At 67.2% G+C, this 22494-nt stretch carries 22 protein-coding genes and 2 pseudogenes; 9 read left to right on the top strand and 15 right to left on the bottom strand.

Annotated features, from left to right (window positions below; all coding sequences use genetic code 11):
• Positions 1–10: 10 nt before the first annotated feature.
• A complete protein-coding gene (locus O5K39_RS01560; protein ID WP_271145555.1) occupies positions 11–2902 on the bottom strand; it encodes a pitrilysin family protein in 2892 nt (963 codons plus the stop codon).
• Between the two features lie 127 nt (positions 2903–3029).
• On the opposite strand from O5K39_RS01560, the gene O5K39_RS01555 reads away from it, so the two are divergent.
• Positions 3030–3983: a nucleoside hydrolase gene (locus O5K39_RS01555; RefSeq protein WP_271145554.1), complete on the top strand. Its 954-nt coding sequence runs from the start codon at positions 3030–3032 to the stop codon at positions 3981–3983.
• On the top strand, positions 3980–4825 hold the full coding sequence (locus tag O5K39_RS01550) for a ribokinase (RefSeq protein WP_271145553.1): 846 nt from the start codon (positions 3980–3982) through the stop codon (positions 4823–4825). The genes O5K39_RS01555 and O5K39_RS01550 overlap by 4 nt, the downstream gene beginning before the upstream one ends.
• Before the next feature lie 4 nt (positions 4826–4829).
• Here the strand turns inward: O5K39_RS01550 and O5K39_RS01545 are convergent, their stop codons facing one another.
• Positions 4830–5078 carry a zinc-finger domain-containing protein gene (locus O5K39_RS01545; protein ID WP_271145552.1) on the bottom strand — a complete coding sequence of 83 codons (249 nt, stop codon included), beginning with the start codon at positions 5076–5078 and terminating at the stop codon, positions 4830–4832.
• A gap of 101 nt (positions 5079–5179) precedes the next feature.
• Between O5K39_RS01545 and O5K39_RS01540 the strand changes: the two genes are divergently transcribed.
• A complete protein-coding gene (locus tag O5K39_RS01540; protein WP_271145551.1) occupies positions 5180–6154 on the top strand; it encodes an ABC transporter ATP-binding protein in 975 nt (324 codons plus the stop codon).
• Positions 6155–6166: 12 nt separating this feature from the next.
• Here O5K39_RS01540 and O5K39_RS01535 read toward each other — a convergent pair whose 3' ends face one another.
• Both O5K39_RS01535 and O5K39_RS01530 read right to left on the bottom strand, forming a co-directional pair.
• Positions 6167–6559: a YidB family protein gene (locus O5K39_RS01535; RefSeq protein ID WP_271145550.1), complete on the bottom strand. Its 393-nt coding sequence runs from the start codon at positions 6557–6559 to the stop codon at positions 6167–6169.
• Positions 6560–6672: 113 nt separating this feature from the next.
• Positions 6673–6810 carry an entericidin A/B family lipoprotein gene (locus O5K39_RS01530; RefSeq protein WP_271145549.1) on the bottom strand — a complete coding sequence of 46 codons (138 nt, stop codon included), beginning with the start codon at positions 6808–6810 and terminating at the stop codon, positions 6673–6675.
• A gap of 93 nt (positions 6811–6903) precedes the next feature.
• Here O5K39_RS01530 and O5K39_RS01525 point away from each other — a divergent pair, with 93 nt between their 5' ends.
• The 4 genes from O5K39_RS01525 (at position 6904) to rplS (ending at position 10972) form a co-directional block, all read left to right on the top strand.
• A complete protein-coding gene (locus O5K39_RS01525; protein WP_271145548.1) occupies positions 6904–8562 on the top strand; it encodes a thiamine pyrophosphate-binding protein in 1659 nt (552 codons plus the stop codon).
• A 34-nt stretch (positions 8563–8596) separates the two neighbouring features.
• A complete protein-coding gene (locus O5K39_RS01520) occupies positions 8597–9541 on the top strand; it encodes a DUF5655 domain-containing protein (protein WP_271145547.1) in 945 nt (314 codons plus the stop codon).
• Between the two features lie 246 nt (positions 9542–9787).
• On the top strand, positions 9788–10537 hold the full coding sequence (gene trmD / locus O5K39_RS01515; protein ID WP_271145546.1) for a tRNA (guanosine(37)-N1)-methyltransferase TrmD: 750 nt from the start codon (positions 9788–9790) through the stop codon (positions 10535–10537).
• A 6-nt stretch (positions 10538–10543) separates the two neighbouring features.
• Positions 10544–10972, top strand: coding sequence for a 50S ribosomal protein L19 (gene rplS, locus O5K39_RS01510; RefSeq protein WP_271145545.1), 429 nt, complete (start codon positions 10544–10546; stop codon positions 10970–10972).
• Positions 10973–11053: 81 nt separating this feature from the next.
• On the opposite strand, the gene O5K39_RS01505 is transcribed toward rplS, so the two are convergent.
• From O5K39_RS01505 to O5K39_RS01460, 10 genes and pseudogenes are all read right to left on the bottom strand, one after another.
• The gene (locus O5K39_RS01505) at positions 11054–11533 is read right to left on the bottom strand and encodes a PA2169 family four-helix-bundle protein (RefSeq protein ID WP_271145544.1); all 480 of its coding nucleotides are present in this window, start codon (positions 11531–11533) and stop codon (positions 11054–11056) included.
• 83 nt (positions 11534–11616) lie between these two features.
• Entirely contained in the window at positions 11617–12435 is an 819-nt protein-coding gene (locus O5K39_RS01500; protein ID WP_271145543.1) for a tryptophan 2,3-dioxygenase, read from the bottom strand.
• 47 nt (positions 12436–12482) lie between these two features.
• Positions 12483–14123, bottom strand: coding sequence for a TadG family pilus assembly protein (locus O5K39_RS01495; RefSeq protein WP_271145542.1), 1641 nt, complete (start codon positions 14121–14123; stop codon positions 12483–12485).
• 2 nt (positions 14124–14125) lie between these two features.
• The gene (locus tag O5K39_RS01490; protein WP_271145541.1) at positions 14126–14560 is read right to left on the bottom strand and encodes a TadE/TadG family type IV pilus assembly protein; all 435 of its coding nucleotides are present in this window, start codon (positions 14558–14560) and stop codon (positions 14126–14128) included.
• A gap of 239 nt (positions 14561–14799) precedes the next feature.
• A pseudogene (locus tag O5K39_RS01485) lies at positions 14800–15135 on the bottom strand (cytochrome ubiquinol oxidase subunit I); the annotation flags it as partial.
• Between the two features lie 44 nt (positions 15136–15179).
• Positions 15180–16910 carry a sulfate permease gene (gene sulP / locus O5K39_RS01480; RefSeq protein WP_271145539.1) on the bottom strand — a complete coding sequence of 577 codons (1731 nt, stop codon included), beginning with the start codon at positions 16908–16910 and terminating at the stop codon, positions 15180–15182.
• 1 nt (position 16911) lies between these two features.
• Complete coding sequence (locus O5K39_RS01475) at positions 16912–18570, bottom strand: bifunctional protein tyrosine phosphatase family protein/NAD(P)/FAD-dependent oxidoreductase (RefSeq protein ID WP_271145538.1); 1659 nt, start codon at positions 18568–18570, stop codon at positions 16912–16914.
• A 34-nt stretch (positions 18571–18604) separates the two neighbouring features.
• Entirely contained in the window at positions 18605–19033 is a 429-nt protein-coding gene (locus O5K39_RS01470) for a DUF6691 family protein (RefSeq protein WP_271145537.1), read from the bottom strand.
• The gene (locus tag O5K39_RS01465) at positions 19030–19473 is read right to left on the bottom strand and encodes a YeeE/YedE thiosulfate transporter family protein (protein WP_271145536.1); all 444 of its coding nucleotides are present in this window, start codon (positions 19471–19473) and stop codon (positions 19030–19032) included. Before O5K39_RS01465 ends, O5K39_RS01470 begins: the two co-directional genes overlap by 4 nt.
• Positions 19473–20399 (bottom strand): MBL fold metallo-hydrolase, encoded by a 927-nt coding sequence (locus tag O5K39_RS01460; RefSeq protein WP_271145535.1) that lies wholly within the window; start codon positions 20397–20399, stop codon positions 19473–19475. The genes O5K39_RS01465 and O5K39_RS01460 overlap by 1 nt, the downstream gene beginning before the upstream one ends.
• 262 nt (positions 20400–20661) lie before the next feature.
• Between O5K39_RS01460 and O5K39_RS01455 the strand changes: the two genes are divergently transcribed.
• On the top strand, positions 20662–21312 hold the full coding sequence (locus tag O5K39_RS01455; protein ID WP_271145534.1) for a peroxiredoxin: 651 nt from the start codon (positions 20662–20664) through the stop codon (positions 21310–21312).
• Positions 21309–21704, top strand: a complete 396-nt coding sequence (locus tag O5K39_RS01450; RefSeq protein WP_271145533.1) for a metalloregulator ArsR/SmtB family transcription factor — start codon at positions 21309–21311, stop codon at positions 21702–21704. Before O5K39_RS01455 ends, O5K39_RS01450 begins: the two co-directional genes overlap by 4 nt.
• Before the next feature lie 98 nt (positions 21705–21802).
• On the opposite strand, the pseudogene O5K39_RS01445 reads toward O5K39_RS01450, so the two are convergent.
• Positions 21803–22458: pseudogene (locus O5K39_RS01445) on the bottom strand (integrase core domain-containing protein); the annotation flags it as partial.
• Positions 22459–22494: the final 36 nt, after the last annotated feature.

Here is a 22494-nt window from a genome sequence, read left to right as displayed (position 1 = left end):
CCCGCTTCCGTTAGCGGTCCGCCGCCTCCAGCCGCTCGTTCATCATCACCGGCGCGCCATAGCCCAGCCCTTCCAGCCGCGCCGCTTGCGTCGCCGCATCCCCGACGACGACATAGATCATGCGGTCGGTGTCGATGTAGCGGTCGGCCAGGGTTCTGATCTGGTCGATCGTCATGGCGTCGATGACGGCGGCCTCGCGGGTCAGATAGTCGGCGGGCAGGCCGATCTCTCCGACATTGGCCAGGACGCCCAGCTTTGCCCCGGCCGTCTCGAAGGCGCGAGCGCGGCTGCGGCTCATGGCGGCGCGTGTGACGTCCAGGTCCTCGGCCGTGAAGGTCCCGCCATAGTCGCGCATGATGTCGCGAGCCAGGGTCGAGGCTTCCAGGGTCACGTTTGACCGCACCGGGCTGGACAGGGTGAACTCCCCGAACCGTTCCGCCCCGGCGAAGCCCGACCGGACACCGTAGGTATAGCCCTGACCTTCGCGCAGCTGCTGGGTCAGGCGCGAGGCGAAACCGCCCCCACCCAGCCGGTAGTTCATCACGGTCGCGGGATAGAAGTCCGGATCGCCGCGCCGCAAGGCCGGGCCACCGAACACCAGCACCGACTGTTTCGCGCCCGGCACGTCGTAGAAATAGACCTTCGACGCCGCAGGCGCCGCAGGCGTCGGCCAGGAGGGAACGGCGACCTCGCGCGGGGCCCAGGCGCGACCCAGGCCGGCGACCGCTTGCGTCACCGCCGCCTGGTCCAGCGGCGAGACGATGCGGAAATGGGCCAGGCCGGGGGCCAGGTTCCTGGCGTGGAAGGCCTTGAGGTCGTCCATGGACAGGGCCGCGACCGAGGTCTCGGTGCCCAGGGCGCTGGTCGCCAGCACATGGTCGGGGCCGTATTCGACCAGGTCGAAGACACGGCCGGCGATGGCGTTGGGCTGGGACTTCTGATCCTGGATATCGGACAGGGCGGCGGCGCGGGCCAGTTCGAACTCGGCCGGATCCCAGCGCGGATGCAGCAGCATCTCCTCGACCAGGGCCAGGGTCGGCGCCAGGTTGCGGTCCAGCGTCCGGCCAGAGATCGAGAACCGCTCGTCGCCCGCCGACACCGCGATGGTTGCCCCGAGCGCCTTGAACGCATTCTCCAGCTCGGCCGGGGTCCTGGTCGCCGTGCCGCGATCGAAGACGCGGGCCAGCAGCGAGGCCGCGCCGGGTTTATTGGGATCATCGAACAGTCGCCCGCCCTCGATCGACAGTTCGAAGGTGGCGAGCGGAACCTCGGTCGAGACGATGCCGGAAACATTCAGGCCATTGGGCAGGGCCGCGGTCCACAGGGCGGGCGGGGTCAGGACCGGTGCCGGCCCGGACGGCGGCTCGACCGTGCGGTCGAAGCTGGAGGCCGTCCGCTCATAGGGCTTGTCGTCGGCGCGCTGGTTCACGGCGGGTTCGGCGCCCGCGACGATGACCTCCTCGGCGACCACAGCGACCTCTGACCTCTCGAGCGCCAGTTCCGGCTTGCCCTTGGGCACGAAGGAGGTGGCGATGTGGGGCTTGCCGGCGACGTACTGGCGATAGACCCGCATGACGTCGGCGGCCGTGACCGCGCGGATGGCGGCCAGGTCGGCGTCGGCCGAACCCCCGGCATAGTCATAGAAGGCCAGGGTCTGGGCCTTGGTCAGGACGCTGTCGATGCCGGCATAGAAGCCGGCCTCCATCATCGTCTTGATGCGGGCGACCGTCTCGGGGTCCACGCCCTCGGACTCGAACCGGGCGAAGCCCTCGTCCAGGGCCGCCTGCACAGCGTCCAGATCGACGCCGTCGAAGGCCCGAACCGCGAGGCCGAAGGTCCCGGCGATCAGTTCGTTGTCCGTGTAGCTGCTGACCTCGGCGGTCAGTTTCTTGTCATCGACCAGGATCTGGTTGAGCGGGGCATCCTTTCCGTCGCTGAGCAAGGTCGCCAGCACATCGAGGGCGGCCACGTCGGGATGGTTGCGTTCCACCCCGGGCCAGGTCAGCGTCAGCTGGGGCAGCTGGGCGAAATTGTCCTCGTGCATCAGCCGTCGGGTCTCGGCCAGGCCGGACGCGCGGGGAGCGGGTCGCGGGGCACCGGAGCCGCGCGCGATCTCGCCGAAATATTTCTGGATCCAGACGCGGGCCTGGGCCGGGTCGAAGTCGCCGGAGATCACCAGGGTCGCGTTGTCCGGGGTGTACCAGCGCGCGTAGAAGGCCCGCACATCCTCGAGCGTCGCCGCGTTCAGATCGGCCATCGAACCGATGACCGGCCAGCTGTAGGGGTGGTCCGCCGGATAAAGGGCGGCGGCGGTGACCGGCCATTCCTGACCATAGGGCTGGTTGTCGTAGGACTGACGCTTCTCGTTCTTCACCACCTCCTTTTCCTTGGTCAGGACGGCGTCGGTGACGGTGTTGATGAAATAGCCCAGCTTGTCCGCCTCGGCCCAGATCATCTTCTCCAGCGCGTCGTTGGGCACGGTCTGCAGATAGACGGTGATGTCGTTGGTGGTGAAGCCGTTGGCCCCCGACCCGCCGATCCGCGCGCTCATCCTGTCCAGGCCGCCCGTGCCGAGGTTCTCCGAATCCAGGAAGAACAGGTGCTCGAACATGTGGGCGAAGCCGGTGCGCCCCGGCGTCTCGCGCGCCGAACCCACCTTGGCGGCCAGGGCCACGGCCACCACAGGATCGGAGCGGTCGATGTTGAAGATCACCGTCAGGCCGTTGTCGAGCCGATAGCTCTCCTGCGGGATCAGGGTTCCGGTCGGGGCGGCGGGCGCGACGGCGACGGCCGCAGCGGGCTCCGACGCCTGGGCGGCTCCGGCTCCGGCTCCGATCCCGGACAGGAGCGCGGTCGCGGCGACCGAGGCGAACAGGGTACGGGCGGTCGGACGGGCAATCATCAGCGAAACTCCTGAGGGTTGTGACGACGTTAGAAGGGTTGCGCGGCCTCGGTAAAGACGGTTTGGCGTTACAGTCCTGTCATGGTGCGGCTTGCCCAGGCCGGGTCACCGCGCCTATCGAGGGGCGATGACGCGACAGGCCCTCATCATCGATTGCGACCCCGGCGTGGACGATGCGGTGGCCCTGATGCTGGCCTTCGCCTCGCGCGAGCTGGAGCTGCTGGCGATCACGACCGTGGGCGGTAACGCGGGGGTCGAGAAGACCGCGCGCAATGCCCGGATGATGCGCCAGATCGCCGGGCGCGAGGATGTGCCGGTCTTCGCCGGGGCGGCGCGGCCTCTGGTGCGCGATCCGATTGACGCGGGAGACTTCCATGGGCCGGAGGGGCTAGGGCATCTGGCACCGTTCGAGCCGGAGGCCCCCCTGGCCGAGGGCCATGCAGCGGACGCCATCGTCGATCTGGTCATGGCCCGGCCGCAGGGGTCGGTCGCCCTGGCGGTCATGGGGCCGATGACCAACCTGGCCCTGGCCCTGCGCCAGGCCCCGCATCTGGCCGAGCGGCTGGGGCCGGTGGTGGTCATGGGCGGGGCGCGCAGCGAGGGTGGCAACATCACCCCCTCGGCGGAGTACAATATCTGGGCCGACCCGGACGCGGCCGCCGAGGTGTTCGCCAGCGCCTGCCGGATCACCGCCATCGGCCTGGACGCCACCCATGTGGTCCGCGCCACCGAAGACCGGATCGCCCGGATCGAGGCAATCGGCACGCCGTCGTCCGTTGCGGCGGCGGCCATGCTGAGGTTCTCGCAAGGCGTCGAGCGCACCATCGTCGGCTGGGACGCGGCACCCCTGCATGACCCCTGCACGATCGCCTTTCTGCTGCGGCCCGACCTGTTCGAGACCCGGCCCTGTCGGATCGCGGTCGAGACGACCTCGGACCTGACGCGGGGCCATACGGCGGTCGAGTTCCGCGTCGATCCGGACACGGCCCGGCATCACTGGGCCCTGTCGGCGGACGGGGAGGGCGTGTTCGATCTGATCGCCACAACGCTGGAGGCGGCAAGGCTCGAGGCGGCGCGATGAACATCACCGTGGTGGGCTCGATCAACCTGGACCTCGTCGCCTCGGCACCGTCCCTGCCGGCGGCCGGGGAGACGGTGACGGGGGCCACCCTGGCGCGTCATCCCGGGGGCAAGGGTGCGAACCAGGCCCTCGCGGCCGAGAAGCTGGGGGCCGAGGTCTGTCTGATCGGCCGGGTCGGCGACGACGCCATGGCCGGCGAGGCCCTGGCCCTGCTGGAAGAATTCGGCGTCGATCTGTCCGGCGTCGAGACCGATATCGCTGCCCCCACCGCCGTCGCCCTGATCGCCGTGGACCCCTCGGGCGAGAACCAGATCGTGGTCGCCGCCGGGGCCAATCACCTGGCCACGCCCGAACAGCTCCCCGCCCGGATCGAGACGGCCCTGGTCGTCCAGCTTGAACTGCCCATTGCGACGGTCGAGGCGGCGGTGGGGAGGGCCACGGGCTTCGTCTGCGCCAACCTGGCCCCTGCCGCCCCGGTGTCGGAACAGTTGCTACGCCGGGCCGACCTGATCGTCGTCAATGAGGTCGAGGCCGCCTTCTATGGCGAGATCCTGCACCACGGCGGCGGCCGGGTGGTGGTGACGCAAGGGGCCAGGGGCGCGGAGATGTATCATCGCGGGGTCAAGGTCGCCTGGGCCACCCCGCCCGCGATCGTGGCCGTCGATGCCACGGGCGCGGGCGACGCCTTCGTCGGCGCGATCACCGTGGCCCTGCTGGAAGGGATGGAGCCGGCCGACGCCCTGCGCTTCGCCTGTGCGGCCGGTGCGGTCGCGGCCACCCGCGCCGGGGCCCAGCCGTCGCTTCCGACCCGCGCCGAGGTCGAGGCCCTGCTGGCCGTGTGAATCCTCAGTGCGCCTCGGGCGGACGTGCCGCAGGGTCCAGGTATTCGCTCTCGGAATGGGCGTCGGCAGACAGCACGAAGCGGCGGTCGCAGTATCCGCATTCGACGAAATCGTCCTCGCCCATGTCCAGATAGACCAGGGGATGGCCCAGGACCGCTCCGGTATGACCGTTGCCGCCGTCGCAGGCGACGCGCTTGGAGCTGACGACCACTTCTTCGGGCGGGGCGATGACGGAGGTGGCGGACTGGACCATTTTCGACGCGTGACCTTGGCGGGACGGGGAGGTGCGCATAACTAGGGCCGAGGCCCCGCCCCCGTCAAACGAACCTCTGCGTGGCTCTACCGAAAGACCGCATGACCGACACCGAAGCCCTCCCCGTCAACGCCATCGAGGTGCGCGGGCTGGAAAAGACCTACGCCGGCACCAAGAAGGCGCCGCCCAAGACGGCATTGCGCGGCGTCGACCTGGTCATCCCGCGCGGCTCGATGTTCGGCCTGCTGGGCCCCAACGGCGCGGGCAAGTCGACCCTGATCAACATCCTGGCCGGTGTGGTCAACAAGACGGGTGGCACCGCCGCCGTCTGGGGGCGCGACATCGACCAGCGCCCGCGTGACGCCCGCGCCGCGCTCGGCGTCGTACCTCAGGAGATCGTGTCCGACGTCTTCTTCACCCCGCGTGAATCGCTTGAGGTCCAGGCGGGGTTCTATGGTGTGCCGGCCTCCGAGCGCCGCTCCGACGAACTGCTGGCCGCTCTGGGTCTGTCGGACAAGGCCCATGCCTATGTCCGCGCCCTGTCCGGCGGCATGAAGCGGCGGCTGATGGTGGCCAAGGCCCTGGTCCACAACCCGCCCGTGCTGATCCTGGACGAGCCCACGGCCGGTGTGGACGTCGAGCTGCGTCGCCAGCTGTGGGACTATGTCCGGCGCATCAATGCCGAGGGCGTGACCATCCTGCTGACCACCCACTACCTCGAAGAAGCCCAGGCGCTGTGCGACACGATCGCCATCATGAACCGGGGCGAGGTCGTGGCCTGCGAGCCGACCCCTGTGCTGCTGCGCCGGCTGGATACGAGGAACGTCATCGTTACCCCCGAGGGTGAACTCAGTGCCCTGCCGACCGTGCCCGGCTTCGACGTCGTCGCCCGCCCGAACGGCGCGTTTTCGATCACCTACAAGAAGGGCCAGTCCTCGGTCGAACAGGTGCTGGCCGCCGTGCGCGCAGCCGGTGTCACCATCGCCGACATCACCACCGAGGACCCGGACCTGGAAGACGTCTTCCTGGCCCTGACCTATGGCGACACCAGCCGCGTCAGCCCCACGAAGGACTGACGCGGCCGGCGGCTATTTCTTGAGGAAGCCGCCGATCATGTCGCCCAGACCGCCCGGCAGCTGATCCAGCAGGCCGCCGGCCTCGGCGGCATTGCCGTTCGGGGTCAGACGATCGATCGCCTCGGGCAGAAGACCGGCCAGGGTCTGGCTGGCCTGTTCGGGCGACACGCCCAGCTTTTTCGCGAAGTCGGCGATTGGGCCCTGGCCGATCACCGACTGGATCTGTTCGGGCGTGATGCTGATGTTGCCGCCCGTGCCGATCCAGGACGCCGCGACGTCGCCCAGACCCTTCTGGCCGAATTTTTCGGCGATCCCTGCGACCCCGCCCTGACCCTTCAGCAGGTCGGCGATCCCGCCGCCCGCCTGTTCGCCCAGTCCGCCCAGGACGCTGTCCAGAATACCCATCTTCGTGCTCCACAGAAGGTCAGGGCCGCGACCCTATCCCGATACTGTGACGCTTGAAACGCAGAAAGGCCCGCCGTGGGGCGGGCCTTTCCATCCTCGAACCGGGTCGAAGATCAGTTCTTGGCGGTCTCGGCACCCTGGGTCACGGCCGAACCGGCGGCGGAGACGTCACGGCCGACGCCAGACACGGTGTTGCAGGCCGAAACGGCCAGGGCGGCGGCGACGATGGAGAGGGCGATGATCTTGCGCATGGGGAGAACTCCTGAATGGTGACGCTTCCACAACGGCGAGCTTGGCCGCAGGTTCCATCGCCAAGCCGTCCGGTCCTCTGCTAATCCTGCTTCATGTCCGAGAAAGCACACGTCACCACCGCCCGCCGCCTGGTCGAAACCCTCGTCATGAACGGTATCGACCGGGTCTTCTGCGTGCCCGGCGAGAGCTATCTGGCCGTCCTGGACGCCCTGGCTGACGTCACCGACCGCATTCAGGTCATCACCTGCCGCCACGAGGCCGGCGCGGCCAACATGGCCGAGGCCTATGGCAAGCTGACCGGCCGCCCGGGCGTCTGCATGGTCACGCGCGGGCCGGGCGCCACACACGCTTCGATCGGCGTCCATACGGCGCATCAGGATTCGACCCCGATGATCCTGTTCGTGGGCCAGATCGCCATCTCCGATCGCGGTCGCGGCGCCTTTCAGGAGGTAGACTACCGCGAAGTCTTCGGTGGCCTGGCCAAATGGGCGACCGAGCTGGAAACGAGCACGCGCACGGTCGAGGTCGTCGAGCGCGCCTTCGCCACCGCGCTACAGGGCCGAATGGGCCCGGTCGTCATCGCCCTGCCCGAGGATGTGCTGGAGGCCGACGGAGGCCCCGCCGCGATCCGCCCTGTGACCCCCGCCCGGTCGGCGCTGGATCCCGCCTTCGTCGCCGAGGTTGGCTCGCATCTGGCGAAGGCGGAAAGGCCGCTGCTAGTTCTTGGCGGCTCTGGCTGGACGCAGGAAGCCACGACCGCCATCGGCGACTGGGCCGAGCGGATCGGCCTGCCGCTCGCCCTGTCGTTCCGCAGGAAGGACCTGATCTCCAACGACCGGCCCAACTATGTCGGCGACCTGGGCCTGGGTCCCAATCCGGCGCTGGTCCAGCGGGTCCGGGACGCCGACCTGATCATCGCCGTCGGGGCCCGGCTGGGGGAGAACCCGACCCAGGGCTACACATTGCTGGATCGCGAGGTGACCCCGACCTCCCTGATCCACATCCACCCGGGCCCCGAGGAACTGGGCCGCGTCTGGCCGCCCCTGATGAGCGCCGCCGCCGACGTGTCGCTGGCCGCCCTGGCTCTGTCGGAAATCGAGCCCGGCCGCACCTGGCACGATCAGGCGAACGCGGGCCACGCCGCGTGGGAAGTCTTCACCACGCCCATCCCGGTCACCGGCGCGGCGAACATGAGCGAATGCATGGCCCATCTGCGGGCCGTCCTGCCCGCTGACGCGATCATCACCAACGGCGCCGGCAACTACGCCGCCTGGCTGCACCGGTTCTTTCCGCACACCGCCATGCACACCCAGCTGGCACCGACGTCGGGGGCCATGGGCTACGGCTACCCCGCCGCCGTCGCCGCCAAATGCCTGTATCCGGATCGCGACGTGATCTGCGTCGCCGGCGACGGCGAATATCTGATGACCGGCCAGGAGCTGGCTACGGCGGTCCAGTACGGGATCAACACCGTCACCGTCATCGTCGACAACGGCACCTACGGCACCATCCGCATGCACCAGGAACGCGACTATCCCGGCCGCGTCATCGCCACCGACCTGAAGAACCCCGACTTCGTCCAGTACGCCCGGGCCTTCGGTGCCTTCGGCATCCGATGCGAAACCACGCAAGGCTTCCCCGCCGCCCTCGCCGCCGCCCGCAACGCCGGACAACCCGCCATCGTCCACCTGATCACCTCGGCCGAGGACATCGCACCGGGCCGGACGATCACGGGGTTGAGGGGCGGATGATCATGTCTCATGAGGTCGAAGTGGGGAAAACATCATGAGCGATATCAAACTATTTCGGCTTGGCCAGCCCGGCGTGACCGAGTTGCCGACACAAAGTCCGCAAGTCGAGAAATCACTTCAAAACCTGTTTGAGAAGAATCTCGAAACGATACTCGGGGTTCGCTTCCTTGCGTCCGAATACAGCACCGGCCCCGTGCACGGCGGCCGGATCGACTCGTTGGGAATCGACGAAGACGGCAGCCCCGTCATCATCGAATACAAGCGTTCCCTCAATGAGAACGTGATCAATCAGGGCCTGTTCTACCTCGACTGGCTGATGGATCACAAAAAGGAGTTCCAGTGGCTCGTCATGGACGTTCTCGGCCAGGATGTGGCGACCAAGGTGGAGTGGAGCGCGCCGCGCCTGATCTGCATCGCGGGCGACTTCACCCGCTATGACGGCCACGCCGTGAAGCAGATCAATCGAAGCATTGAACTGATCCGCTATCGGCGATTTGCGGACGAGCTATTGATGATCGAGCAAGTCCACACGCCTCGGATAGCCAAGATCACTGTGCCGGCATCGAGTTCAGTTGAGGTGGCGTCCGTTCCCGCCAATGCGATCAGCAAAGGTCCATCACAATCGCAACTGATCGCCTACCGGATTGGCAATGCCTCCCCGGAACTGCGGGAGATTTACGATAGCTTGGCCGCGTCGCTGCTTGGCATGGGCGACGACGTTCAGATGAAGGAAGTGAAGCTCTACGTTGCCTTCAAGCGGATCAAGAATTTTGCGTGCGTTGAAGTTTTTCCTCAAGCCAAGGTCGTTACCGCCTTCCTCAAGCTCAACCCTGACACCGTGGTGTTGGAAGAAGGGTTCACACGCGATGTCCGCAAGATCGGCCACTTCGGCACCGGGGACCTGGAGGTCTCCATGCGCACTCTGGATGACCTCGCTAAGGCCCAGCCCCTTCTCCAACGCGCTTACGAGGGCGGGTAGTCTCGGGCCGATCAGATCATGATGACTGCCCAGTCGCGCACCCAGCCTCGATCAACAAGCCAAAGCTGCTGGATTTTCTGTTTATAAAACAAAGCTTGAGCAGAATTCTGGTGCCTTCGACATAGCGTAGCTTCCGGCTCGACTATAATGGCGTCTCGCGCCTGAGTGGACCGGGGCCGCCCGGCGATTTCAGACTATTCGGACCATTCAGACCCTGTTTTTCTCTTCGGCTCCCCGATCCTCCCCATGCCCTTCACCGCCACCGTCCTGACCATGTTCCCGGAGGCCTTTCCGGGGCCGCTCGGCGTGTCGCTGATCGGCACGGCCTGGCGCGAGAAGGGGCTGTGGAGTCTCGATCTGGTTGACATTCGGGCCTTTTCCGAGGATAGGCGCGGCTTCCTGGACGACACCCCTGCGGGTGGCGGCCCAGGACAGGTTCTGAAGGCGGACGTGGTGGCCCGGGCACTGGACAGTGTCGAGGGGTCGTCCCGGCCGCTTTTGTACATGAGCGCACGCGGTCGGCCCATGACCCAGGCGAGAGTGAAAGAGTGGGCTGCGGCGGACGGGATCACCGTCCTGTGCGGCCGGTTCGAGGGGGTGGACCAGCGGGTGCTCGACGCACGCGGGTTCGAGGAGGTCTCTGTCGGAGACGCGGTTCTCGCCGGTGGCGAGGCGGCGGCGATGCTGGTGATCGAGGCGTGCGTACGACTGATCCCCGGAGTGCTCGGCCAGGCGGACAGCCTGTCCACCGAAAGCTTCGAGGACGGCCTTCTGGAACACCCGCAGTACACGCGACCACGGACGTTCGAGGGGCTGGAGATCCCCGAGGTGCTGTTGTCCGGCGACCATCGCAAGATGGCCGCGTGGCGGCAGCAACAAAGGGAGCAAACTACGCGGGAGCGTCGGCCGGATCTCTGGGCGGCGCATCTGGCAAATCAACCTGCGGAATCTTCCGCCAAATCAAAGCTAAAGGGCGCCAAAGCCCGAGGAGAATAGAAGACCATGGCCAACATCCTTCAGACCATCGAAGCCGAAGAAAAAGCCCGCCTGATCGCCGTCCGCGCGATCCCCGACTTCCAGCCCGGCGACACCCTGCGCGTCATGGTCAAGATCAAGGAAGGCGAGCGCGAACGCATCCAGGCCTTCGAAGGCGTCTGCATCGCCCGCGACGGCGGCGGCGTGAACGAGAGCTTCACCGTCCGCAAGATCTCGTTCGGCGAAGGCGTCGAGCGCAAATTCCCCATCCTGTCGCCGAACATCGACGCGATCGAAGTCAAGCGTCGCGGCGTCGTCCGGCGCGCCAAGCTCTATTACCTGCGTGACCGTCGCGGCAAGTCGGCCCGGATCGCCGAACGCCAGACCGTCCGCCCCGCCAAGGGCGCCGTCGTCCCCGTCACCGGCACCGCCGACAAGTCGACCGACGAAGCATGATGTTGCGGGTCGCGTGACCCGTCCAAATGACAGAGGCCCCGATCTCGCGATCGGGGCCTTTTTTCATTGCACATCAGTGAGTTACTGAGGGTAGAGGCCCGAACTCACATCCCTCTGGCTCTCCAGGCTGGTGTGCAGGTCGTGGACCTCGCGGGTCTCGCGGTGGATGGCTGCGTGGGCCCGGCGCAGGGTCTCGCGCGTGGTCGCGGCCAGCCGCTCGTCCTTGATGGCGGCCTCGAACCGGCGGTCCAGCTCGGTCTCGCCCCGGTCGGCGGCACCGACGATCCCGGCCTCGGCGGGCATGATCGCCTGGCTGATGTCCATCACGGCCCGCTGCGCCTTGGCCAGGATCGACCCGCCGTCGTGCGGCTGGCCCCCCAGGGCCCGCACCGTATCGGCCAGGCTCTGGGCCATCTCGCGCCGCTCGGACGCCAGGCTCGCGAACAGAGTGCTGTGCCCCGTGCTGTCACTGTCGCCGGAGACCTTCTCCAGCCGCTCTGCGCTGTCGAGGGTCGCCCCGATCAGCTCGTTCAGAACATGAATGTCGTGCTTGTTGGACATCGTAACCTCCGGTCTTGATGACGGTAACGGTCACGCTGGCCCTCGGTTGCGGCGGGATCGGGGCTGCGACGATCAAGCCGCCATCACAGCTTCGTGCGGAGCGACCACAGTTCGGGGAAGCACCGCTTCTCCAGCGTCGAGGTCAGATAGGCCACGCCCTCGGTGCCGCCCGTGCCTCGCCTGCGCCCGATGATCCGCTCGATGGTGACCACATGCTTGTGCCGCCAGGTCAGCAGGGCGTCGTCCAGGTCCACCAGCTTCTCGGCCAGCTGATAGAAGGCCCACCACCGCTCGGTGTCGCGATAGACCTCAAGCCAGGCCGCCTCGACCCCTTCCGACGGCTGGTAGGGCCGGCTGACGTCCCGGCCCAGTACGTCGGGCGGAACCGGCAATCCCGCCTTGGCCAGCTGTGCCAGGGTGTCGTCATACAGGCTGGGGGCGGCGATCGCCTCGGCCAGAGCGGCATGCGCCTCGGGCCGGTCCTCCTGAAAACTCAGGAACCTCGCGTCCTTGAGCCCCAGCATGGCCTCGAAGCGCCGGAACTGGTCGCTCTGGAAGCCAGAACTCGACCCCAGCACGCCCCGGAACCGCAGATAGTCGGCGGGGGTCATGGTGGCCAGGATGTCCCAGCTCTGGGTCATCACCGACTGGATGCGGCTGACCCGGGCCAGCGACTTGTAGGCCGGAACCAGATCGCCGTTCCGCACCAGCGACTGGGCCAGGGCCACCTCATGCAGGATCTGCTTGAGCCACAGTTCCTTGGTCTGGTGGATGATGACGAACAGCATCTCGTCGTGTTCGTCCGAGAATGGGTCCTGGGCCGACAGCAGACGGTCCAGCCCCAGATAGCGGGCATAGGTCATGTCGGACGGTGTCGCCGGGGGCGTGTCGATCTGGGTCATGCCCGTCTATCGCACCCAGCCGCGCCCTGCCTCAAGCCTTGGCCACCTCAACCCACCAGCGCCGCGCGTCCCCCGGCCTTGGGACAGGTCGCGCCATGCACCGTCACGTCAGCTTCACCGAACGACAGGCCCAGCAGGTCCAGGACCGGATTGATCGCCGCGTCCAGCACCGGGCCCAGCGGTGCCAGCAATGTGCCCAGCGCCTGCACGATACCTGCCAACCCCAGGCCGAGGCCGACGACCTGAACGTTGACCTGAAGCCGCTGCAACAGACTGACCACGATCCCGTTCAGGGCCCCGGTCGTCCGCACGGTCCGGGTCGTTTGGGCCGTGATGTCGGCGTCCGAAAAGGGCACTGCCGTGAACCCCTGATCCGCCGCCTCGACCTCGGCCGAGCCGGTCAGGCTGACCAACCCCAGGACCGACATCAGGGTCGCGGGGGTAGGGTCCAGGATCTGTTTGAAATCCCCCAGCCGGGTCTCGTCGATCACCCCGATCGAGGCCCTGGCGATCCCCGGACGCACGCCCAGCGTCACCGAGCGCCCGGGCGTACAGTCGATGGCGTCCAGCCGGGCCTCCGACGAGGCCAGCTCGATCAGAATGGGCAGGTTGACCTGGGCGAGGCCCGACAGCTTCTGCGATGTGCGGGCCTTCAGATACAGCCGCGCCTGGGCGGTGCGGACGATCGGCGATCCCTCCCCCGTGACCGTCAGCCAGGGCGACCGGTTGGGCCGCTCCCCGATGGCCAGCGAGACCTTCAGTTCGGCCAGCCCTGTCTGGGCTCCCAGATCGAGTGCCACCTGCCGGTCTCCGCCGCCGATCTCGGCCATGGCCACGACCAGATCCAGGGCATTGACCGAGGCGTCGAGCGCACCGGCCAGACCGTCTTCGGCACCGGCCTCCGCACCGATCAGGTCGCCCAGCTTCACCTCCACTCCGGCGCCTGCCGACGTCAGTCTCGACAGGGCGCTGGACGCCTGGCTGCCGACCAGGGGCCGCATGACGTCCAGCGCCCGCCCGAGGTCGACGCTCTGTTGCAGCAGGCCGTCATAGTCGCCCGCTTGGAGATGCAGGTCGGCGATCATGGCGTCGCCGAGGGTCTTCAGATTGACGTCGGCCTTGGCCAGGGCGTCATAGTCCATGACGCTCAGCGAAACCGATCCGCCGGTCAGCCCGCCTAGCAGCTGGTTGGCCAGCCCCCCGTTCAGGGCCGCCAGCCGCGATCCGATCGAGAACATCGCGCGCGGCGGTTCCGCCGTCGCCGCCGAGGTCGCGGACCGGGTCAATGTCACTGCGTCCCGGCCCATCACGAACCGCCCGAAATACAGCGGCGACGGCTGGCTGAGGGTTACACGCACGGCGTTCGGATCGACGTCACCGGCGCTGAACCGCGCCGCCGGGGCCACCGCACGATCGGCCGTGTAGCGCCCCCGGACCACCGCCACACTGACCGTACCACCGGTGTTCGCCGTCGCCGTCGCCTGGGCCGCCGCCTCCGCACGGGGAATGTCCATGGCCGCCGACATCGCCGCCAGATCGGCCGCCCCCTGAAGGTTCCTCGCATGGAGCGCCAGGGATCCGACATCGACCGTCAGGGCCGCCAAAGCGCACGCAAGTCCTCCGCCGAGGGCCGCAATGATCGCCACCCCGCCCCGCCGGTCGGCCCGGAATGTGGCGAGGCGGCGCATTCTCAGTAGCCCCCGATCCGCACCACGGCCGTCCGCTCGATCAGGGTCGGCGGCTTGGGCAAGGGTCCGGCCAGTTGCAGGATCGGATGCGCCTGCGCGTCATAGGCGACGCTGACCCTCACCGCCTCGGCGTCGCTGGTGACCGTGGTAGTCACCAGAGCGGGATCGAGTCCCGACCCCGTCGTGGCCTCGCGGGCGACAAAGGCGGCCGCCAGGTCCCGGCGTTCGGCATCGTCCATTCCCCCCAGCGCCGCCCGCGCACTCTCGGTCGCCAGCGACTGCACCGACTGCGCCAGCCAGAACCAGCCACCATAGACGACCATCCCCGCCAGCAGCAGAACCAGCATCGGTGCCACCAGCGCGAACTCGATCGCCGCCGATCCCTCGCGAGGACCTGCCGGTCGGCTGCTTCCTATCTGGATGGAGTTTCGCTTCATAACAACGATAATAAATACATGATCGTCATTAAATGATCGTTTAGCCGCATGCCGAAGTTGACGGGACCTCATACCCGGCCCGCTTTTCCTTCCGTCCTTCCCTGATCGGAAACAGGATGCCGATCCCGAGATCGAAGCCGTCCATGACGACATGGGCGAAGACGATGATGAAGGCCCAGATGACCGAGCAGCCGGAAGGGAAGCTGGAATTAAAGATGATCGCCAGCCATGACACGAGGACCGGCTTGGAGGAAGAAGGCCATCAGAACGTCATAAGCCATCAGCGGGCCGAGCACCGGCCCGGCCTTCACAGCGAAGACCAACCAGTTTGTGCCGAACTGGCAGGACATGACGATGCCAGACACGACGCCCGTTGCGAACACGACGGCGAAGATCTTGAGCCAGTATTGGGACAGGTCCAGATGAACGGGCTTTCCCGTTCTCAGCCAGAGCCCCTCCAGCGCTGCCAAATAGCCGGCGAGGTCGATCGAGAAGGAGTGAAAGATGAGGTGGAAGCTGACGGTGAAGGCGAACTGGATGCGCGCCAGCAACACGGCGTCCAGATGATCAAACATGGCCGGTCGCCTCGATTGTCGGCTGAGACCAGCGGGATTGCGCGTTATGGCGCGCGGAGAAAGGCTCCAGCGGTCAGTTCGTCAAAGGCCTGATGCTGCGACAGGAAGACCTTGCCGCCGAGGGCTTCCAGCAGATGTGAACGTTGCAGCGCGTCCATGACCGGTCCCTTCACCTCGGACAGATGCATCCGGACGCCTGCGTCGATCATGCGGTGATTGATGGCTTCGAGGCTTTCGAGCGCCGAGGCGTCGATGCCGTTCACCGCCGAACACATCAGGATGAGGTGCCGCAGGTCGGGATGTTCGGCGACCTGCTCCAGCACGAACTCCTCCAGCCACCGGGCATTGAGGTAGGTCAGGCTTTCGTCGATGCGGATCGTCAGGACGTTCGGATCGGTGATCACGGCGTGGCGCTTCACATTGCGGAAATGTTCGGTGTCGGGCACCCGCCCCACGATCGCCGCGTGAGGCCGTGAGGCGCGCCAGAGGTAGAGCGCCAGACTGAGCACCACGCCGGTCACGACGCCTGGCTCGACGCCGGCCAACAGGGTGACCGCGATGGTCGCCGCCAGGGCGGCGAAGTCGGGCTTCGAGAATCTCCAGATCGCGCGAGGGGTCTTGAAGTCGACGAGGCTGAGAACGGCCACGATGATGGTCGCCGCAAGTGTCGCGATAGGCAAGGCGTAGAGCAGCAGTGTCAGAAGCAGCGCAGCGATCAGGATGCCGATGGCGGTGAAGGCTCCGGCGGCCGGCGTCTCGGCGCCGGCGTCGAAATTGACGACCGATCTCGCGAAACCGCCCGTGACGGGATAGCCGCCCGAGAATGCGGCGGCGACATTGGCGGCGCCGAGGCCGATCAGTTCCTGGTCCGGATTGATCCTCTGCCGACGCTTGGCGGCCAGGGTCTGGGCGACCGAGGCGGACTCGACGAAACCGATGACGGCGATCAGCAGGGCCGGCACGGCCAGTTGCTGCCAGAGCGCGAGATCGATCAAGGGCACTGTGAAGGGCGGCAGGCTCTGGGGGATAGTTCCGACCACCTTCACGCCCTGGGCCTCGAGATCGAACAGGATCACGGCGAGGGTGGACGCCGCGACGGCCGCGATCGGGCCGGCCTTGGCGATCAGATCGGCCGGACGAGCCGCCAGGCCGAGGCGCATCAGGAGCGGCTTCAGGCCCTTTCGGACCCAGAACAGAAAGGCCGCGCTGGTCACCCCGATGATCAGGGTTGGAACGTTGATGTCGCCGAGATTGGCGATCAGGCTGGTCACCAGCTCAGGCATCGCCTCGCCGTGCGCGCTGACGCCGAGGATCGACTTCAACTGGCTGGTGGCGATGATGATGCCGCTGGCCGTGATGAAGCCCGAAACCACGGGATGCGACAGCAGGTTGCCGAGGAACCCGAGGCGCAGGACGCCCATGACCACGAGGATCAGGCCGGACAGCAAGGCCAGGATCAGGGCCGCCGCGATGAACTCCGCGCTTCCCGGCGTCGCCACGCTTCCGGCCGCTGCCAGGGTCATCAGGGACACCACGGCGACGGGGCCAACGGCCAGCGTGCGGCTGGTGCCGAAGACGGCATAGGCGATGATCGGCAGGATGGACGCGTACAGGCCGACTTCGGGCGGCAGCCCCGCCAGCATGGCATAGGCCAGGCTTTGCGGGATCAGCATGATGGTCACGATCGCCGCCGCGACCAGGTCGCTGGTCAGGGTCGCGCGGTCGTAGCGTCGGCCCCAATCGAGGACGGGAAGGTAGCGCGCAAGGGATGACATTTCAGGCCGCGTCACGATGCTGGGGTTGGGCCATCCACTCGTGGCCCTTGAGCATGCCGTTCCAGTAGATCCACGGCAGGGCTTCTGACTTCAGCAGCCAGGACAGGCGCTGAGGCCTGGTTCCCTCGATGATCCAGCTGGGGAAGCTGGGCAGCAACTTGCCGCCATAGCCGAACTCGGCGAGCAGGATCTTGCCCCGCTCGACCGTCAGCGGACAGGAGCCGTAACCATTGTAGACTGCCGTGGGCACCTTGTCGGCCAGGATGGCGATCACGTTGTCGGCCACGACCGGTGCCTGTTTGCGCGCTGCCGCCATCGTCTTGGCGTTGGGGGTCGAACCGCCGTCGCCCAGGCCGAAGACGTTGGCGTGGCGGACGTGCTGGAGGCTGGCCTGATCGACGTCGACGTAGCCCGCCTCATTGGCCAGCGGGCTGCGGGCGATGAAGGCCGGTGCCTTTTGCGGCGGCGTGACGTGGATCATGTCGAAGGATTTCGTGACCTCGCCCGCCTTCTCCTTGAAGGTGGCGGTCCGGTCGGGACCGTTGACGGCGATCAGGGTGGATTCGAACTGAAGGTCGATGCCGTAGCGGCTGACGTACTCCATCAGAGGCGGCACGAACTCCTTCACGCCGAACAGGACCGCGCCCGCGTTGTGGAACTGGACGTCGATATCCTTGAGCGCGCCGGTCCGTAGCCAGTGGTCACAGGACAGATACATCGCCTTCTGCGGTGCCCCGGCGCATTTGATCGGCATCGCAGGCTGGGTGAACAGGGCCGTACCGCCCTTCAGGTTCTGAGCCAGGTCCCAGGTGTAGGGGGCGGTCTCGTAGCTGTAGTTGGAGGTGACGCCGTTCCTGCCGAGCGTTTCGGGCAGGCCGTCGATCGCGGCCCAGTCCAGGGTGTTGCCGGAAGCCACGACCAGGGCGCGGTAGCCGACCGTGCTGCCGTCTTCCAGGGTGACCTGGTCCTGCTCCGGTTCGAAGCTGGCGACCGCGCCCTTGATCCAGCGCACGCCGGCTGGAATTACAGACGCCTCGGCCCGGCGAGTGTCCCTCACGTCGAAGACGCCGCCGCCGACCATGGTCCAGCCGGGCTGATAGTCGTGGGTCTCGCGCGGCTCGATCACCACGATGTCCAGGTTACGATCGCGTTCCTTCAGGGAGGCGGCCGTGGCCAGACCCGCCGATCCGCCGCCGACGATGACGACGTCGGCCTGCTGGGGGCGCGCGCCCGTCGGTGCGGTCATTCGGGTTTCCAGCCGGGGGCGCAGCGCCGAAAGATCATAGCCCGCTCCGGCGGCGATCGCGATCAGGGCCTCCGCCGGTTGCGCCCCGGCCTGGGTCAGGGCCCAGAGTGTGGTCGAGCGAGTGCCGGTGCGGCAGTAGGCCAGGATAGGTCCGTCGAGGCGCATCAGGGCGTCGGCCATGCCGGCGACGTCGCCGTCGGTGATCTTGCCGCCCACCGTCGGCACATGGGCGAAGCTCATGCCGTGCGCGGTGGCCAGGGCCTGCATCTCGGCGGCGCTGAGCTGACTCGGCTCCTCACCATCCGGCCGATTGTCGATGATCGCGCGAAAGCCGTCGCGGGCCGCCTGGGCGACGTCCGCCTCGCTGAGTTGTGGCGAGATCGAGAGGGAGGGCGTGAGGGCCTTGAACGGCATGATAATCCTCAGTGTTGGATGCGGCTGGCGGCGATCAAACCTTCGCCGAAGTGGCGGGCAGCAGGCGATGCAGGATCATCCCGCCCAGCATCGCCACGACGAAGATGGCGGCGGGGACAGGGGCAATGGCGAGGTCGGCGATGGCGGGGCCGGGGCAGAGGCCGGCGACGCCCCAGCCGATGCCGAACAGGGCAGCCCCGCCGACCAGGCGGGGGTCGAGATCGCGGGCTGTGGGCAGGGCGAACCGCTCGGCCGCCATCGGCGAAGGCATCCGCTTCTGGATTCGCCAGGCGATGGCCATGGGGATCAGGGCCCCGCCCATGACGAAGGCCAGCGTCGGGTCCCAGGCACCGAACAGGTCGAGGAAGCCCCGCACGCGCTGCGGATCGGCCATGCCGGACACGGCCAGACCGGCCCCGAACAGGGTGCCCGCGATCAGGGCGAAAAAGATCGAGCGCTTCATTGTCCCAGCCCCATCGCGTTCATGGCGGCGACCGTAGCGAAGCCCGTAAGCATGAAGCTGGCGGTCGCCACCAGCGACCGGGCCGACAGTCGGGACATGCCGCAGACGCCGTGTCCGCTCGTACAGCCGCTGCCGAGCCGGGTGCCGAAGCCGACGACGAGACCGCCGATGACGAGGGCGGCGAAGCCTTGCTCAAACCGTGCCTCGACGGGGCCGAGGATCAGCGCCACGAGCAGGGCACCCAGAGGCAGTCCGACCACGAAGGCGATCGACAGTGGCCGCGGCGCGCCATCGACGGTGATCCCCGTGGCTCGCGCCGCCAGCCCGCTGACGCCCGCGATCCGGCCGAGGCCCAGCAGCATGATGGCCGAGGCCGTGCCGATCATCAGGCCGCCGATCAGCCCCTGAAGCGGCATGGCGTTGGCAAGAAGGTCGCCCATCACAGCACGTCCAGCGGGATCTTGAGATAGCGGGTGCCGTTGGATTCCGGCTCGGGCAGGTGCCCGCCGCGCATGTTCACCTGGATCGAAGGCAGGATCAGCTTGGGCATGGACAAGGTGGCGTCACGGGCATCGCGCATGGCCACGAACTCGTCCTCGCCGACGCCTTCATGGACGTGGACGTTGCCTGCGCGCTGGGCCCCGACCGTGGTTTCCCACGCGAAGGTATCGCGCCCGGCGGCCTTGTAGTCGTGGCAGTGGAAAAGTCGCGTGCGCTCGGGCAGCGCCATCAGGCGGCGGATCGAGCGATACAGCTGCCGGGAATCGCCGCCGGGGAAGTCGGCGCGCGCCGTGCCATAGTCGGGCATGAACAGAGTGTCGCCGGTAAACACAGCGTCGCCGATCACATAGGCCAGGTCCGCCGGCGTATGTCCGGGCACATGAAGCGCGACGGCTTCCAGCCCGCCGATCTGGAAGCGGTCGCCGTCCTCGAACAGCCGGTCGAACTCCGACCCGTCGCGGGCGAACTCGGTGCCCTCGTTGAAGATCTTTCCGAAGACGTTCTGGACGTGGATGATCTCGCGACCGATTGCCAACTGCCCACCCAGATGCTCCTTCAGATAGGGCGCAGCCGACAGGTGATCGGCATGGGCGTGGGTTTCCAGCAGCCAGGTCACGGTCAGGCCTTCCGCCTTCACATGGGCGATGATGGCGTCGGCCGAGGCGAAGGAGGTCCGACCCGCCGCCGCGTCATAGTCCAGCACGCTGTCGATCACGGCGGCCTCGCGGATTGCCGGATCGTGGACGACATAGCTGACGGTGTTGGTCGGTTCATCGAAGAAGCTCTGAACGACCGGAACCTGCCCGGAGCCGCTCCGGGCCCGCTCGATGATCGTCGTTGCCGCGCCGAGGTGTGCGCCGATCATAGTGGACTCCAGCCGACTGGGGAGAGAGGGGGCGTTCATGGGCGGCACACTCCTGCCGTGAGCGGGAAACAGACAGGCATGTCCGCCATCGGTCGTTGACGCAGATCAACCGCAGGCCGGAGCTCTCTCGTGAAGGTCGAGATCCGCAGAAGGGCAGAGGAAGGAGTCACTGTCGTCTCGTCTCAACATCATAATTACAATATCTGTGTAATCGTGTATATGAGTTGCGTCAACCCGGCCGGGGTGGCAACGAGAAATAATGATGGATTCGCCTGCTACCCCCGCCGCTACGGACCAGCGCCCGCTGCGCATGGGCGACATCGCACCCGACTTTCAGGCCCGCTCTACGCTTGGGCCGGTCAAGCTGTCGGACTATCGCGGCCGATGGCTGGTGTTCTTTTCGCACCCGGCTGACTTCACCCCGGTCTGCACCAGCGAGTTCGTGGCGATCGCCAAGGCTGCCGAGGCCTTCGCCGCGCTGGACTGTGGGTTGCTGGGACTGTCAGTGGACAGCCTCTATTCTCATCTGGCCTGGGTTCGGGCGATCCGCGACGGGTTCGACGTCACCATCCCGTTCCCCATCGTCGAGGACCCTTCGATGGCGATCGGCCGCGCCTACGGGATGATCGACGCGGACTCCGCCGATTCATCCGCTGTGCGGGCGACCTATTTCATCGATCCCGACGGCGTCATTCGTGCCATGACTTGGTATCCACTGAACGTCGGCCGTTCGGTCGACGAGACGCTGCGCATGGTGGCGGCGCTCCAGCGAACAGCCGGGGGCGATGCCCTTGCGCCCGAAGCGTGGCGTCCGGGCGATGATCTTCTGGCGACGGCACCGCAAGATCAGCAGGCGGTCCTCGCCGGTAGCAACAGGGCATGGTTCTGCCGCACGGAGGTGGACGCCCGATGACACTCTATGCCTCGCGTCCCGCCGCAGATGCCGCTGCCGAACGGCTCAAGACCTACGCCCAGCCTCAGCGCCTGATGATCCTTTCCCGTCTGATCGAGGGCGAACGCACAGTCAGCGAGATCGACGAAGCCACCGGCATCGGCCAACCGGCTCTGAGTCAACAGCTGGCCGAGCTGCGACGCGCCGATGTGGTCAAGACAAGGCGCGAAGCCAAGCAGGTTTACTATCGCCTGGCCGACGACAATGTGACGGTCTGCGTGAAGGGGATCGAAGCGATGTTCGGCGGCTCACGTGACGCGGCCGCCGCGCTCTCAGTCGCTATCGGCAGCATGCCTGCCCCGATTACGCCTTCAGGGATGCCCGGCGCTGCCGCCTTTGCGCGTATGGCCTAGCAACGAGGCGGTTCTTCAACCTACGCCGAAACCTTGACCTGCCCCCCTCTGGTCCCGCGGTCATAATGGGAGTCCGCGTAATTCAGCCGCACTGTTTCCGGTGCGAGCCCACCGTGGGCGGAGTGCGGTCGGACCTGGTTGTAGTCGTGCCACCACCCGTCGATCACCCGCCCGGGCTTCCGTCAGGGTCGTGAACACCTGCTCGTCCAGGCACTCGTCCCGGAACTAGTAGTTGAAGCTTTCGACGAACCCGTTCTGGTGGGGCTTGCCGGAATCGATGTCGTGCCAGCCGACCCCGGTCCTGTTGGCCCATTCCAGCACGGCTTTCGACGTCATCTCCGTGCCGTTGTCGCTGACGATCAGCACCGGCGCGCCTCGCCGGGCGATCAGCGCATCCCGCTCGCGCGCCATGCGGCCGCCGCCGATCGAGGTGTCCACCACCAGCGCCATGGCCTCACGCGTGAGGTCGTCTACGATGCACCGAATGCGGCAGCGTCGATACCACGACAGGGCGTCGGCAACGAAGTCCAGGCTCCACCGCCGGTTCGGGCCGTCCGGCACCGCCACAGGCGTCCGCATCCCGGTCGCCCGCTTGCCCCCCCCCCCCCCCCCCCCCCCCCCGCCGTCGCCGTCGCACCGCTAGGCCCTGTTCCCGATAGAGCCGGAACAGCTTCTTCTTGTCAGGCTGACGCCCTCCCGCTCCAACCGGATGCCTAGCCGCCGATGCGCAGAACCGACGGCGTTCGCCAGCCAGACTCCAGTTCGCGCAGTACGCCAATGATCTGCGCCT

The sequence above is a fragment of the Brevundimonas sp. NIBR10 genome, assembly GCF_027912515.1.
Taxonomy (GTDB): domain Bacteria; phylum Pseudomonadota; class Alphaproteobacteria; order Caulobacterales; family Caulobacteraceae; genus Brevundimonas.
Note: the sequence above shows the minus strand (reverse complement) of the source record. Positions and strands in the feature narration are given on the sequence as shown.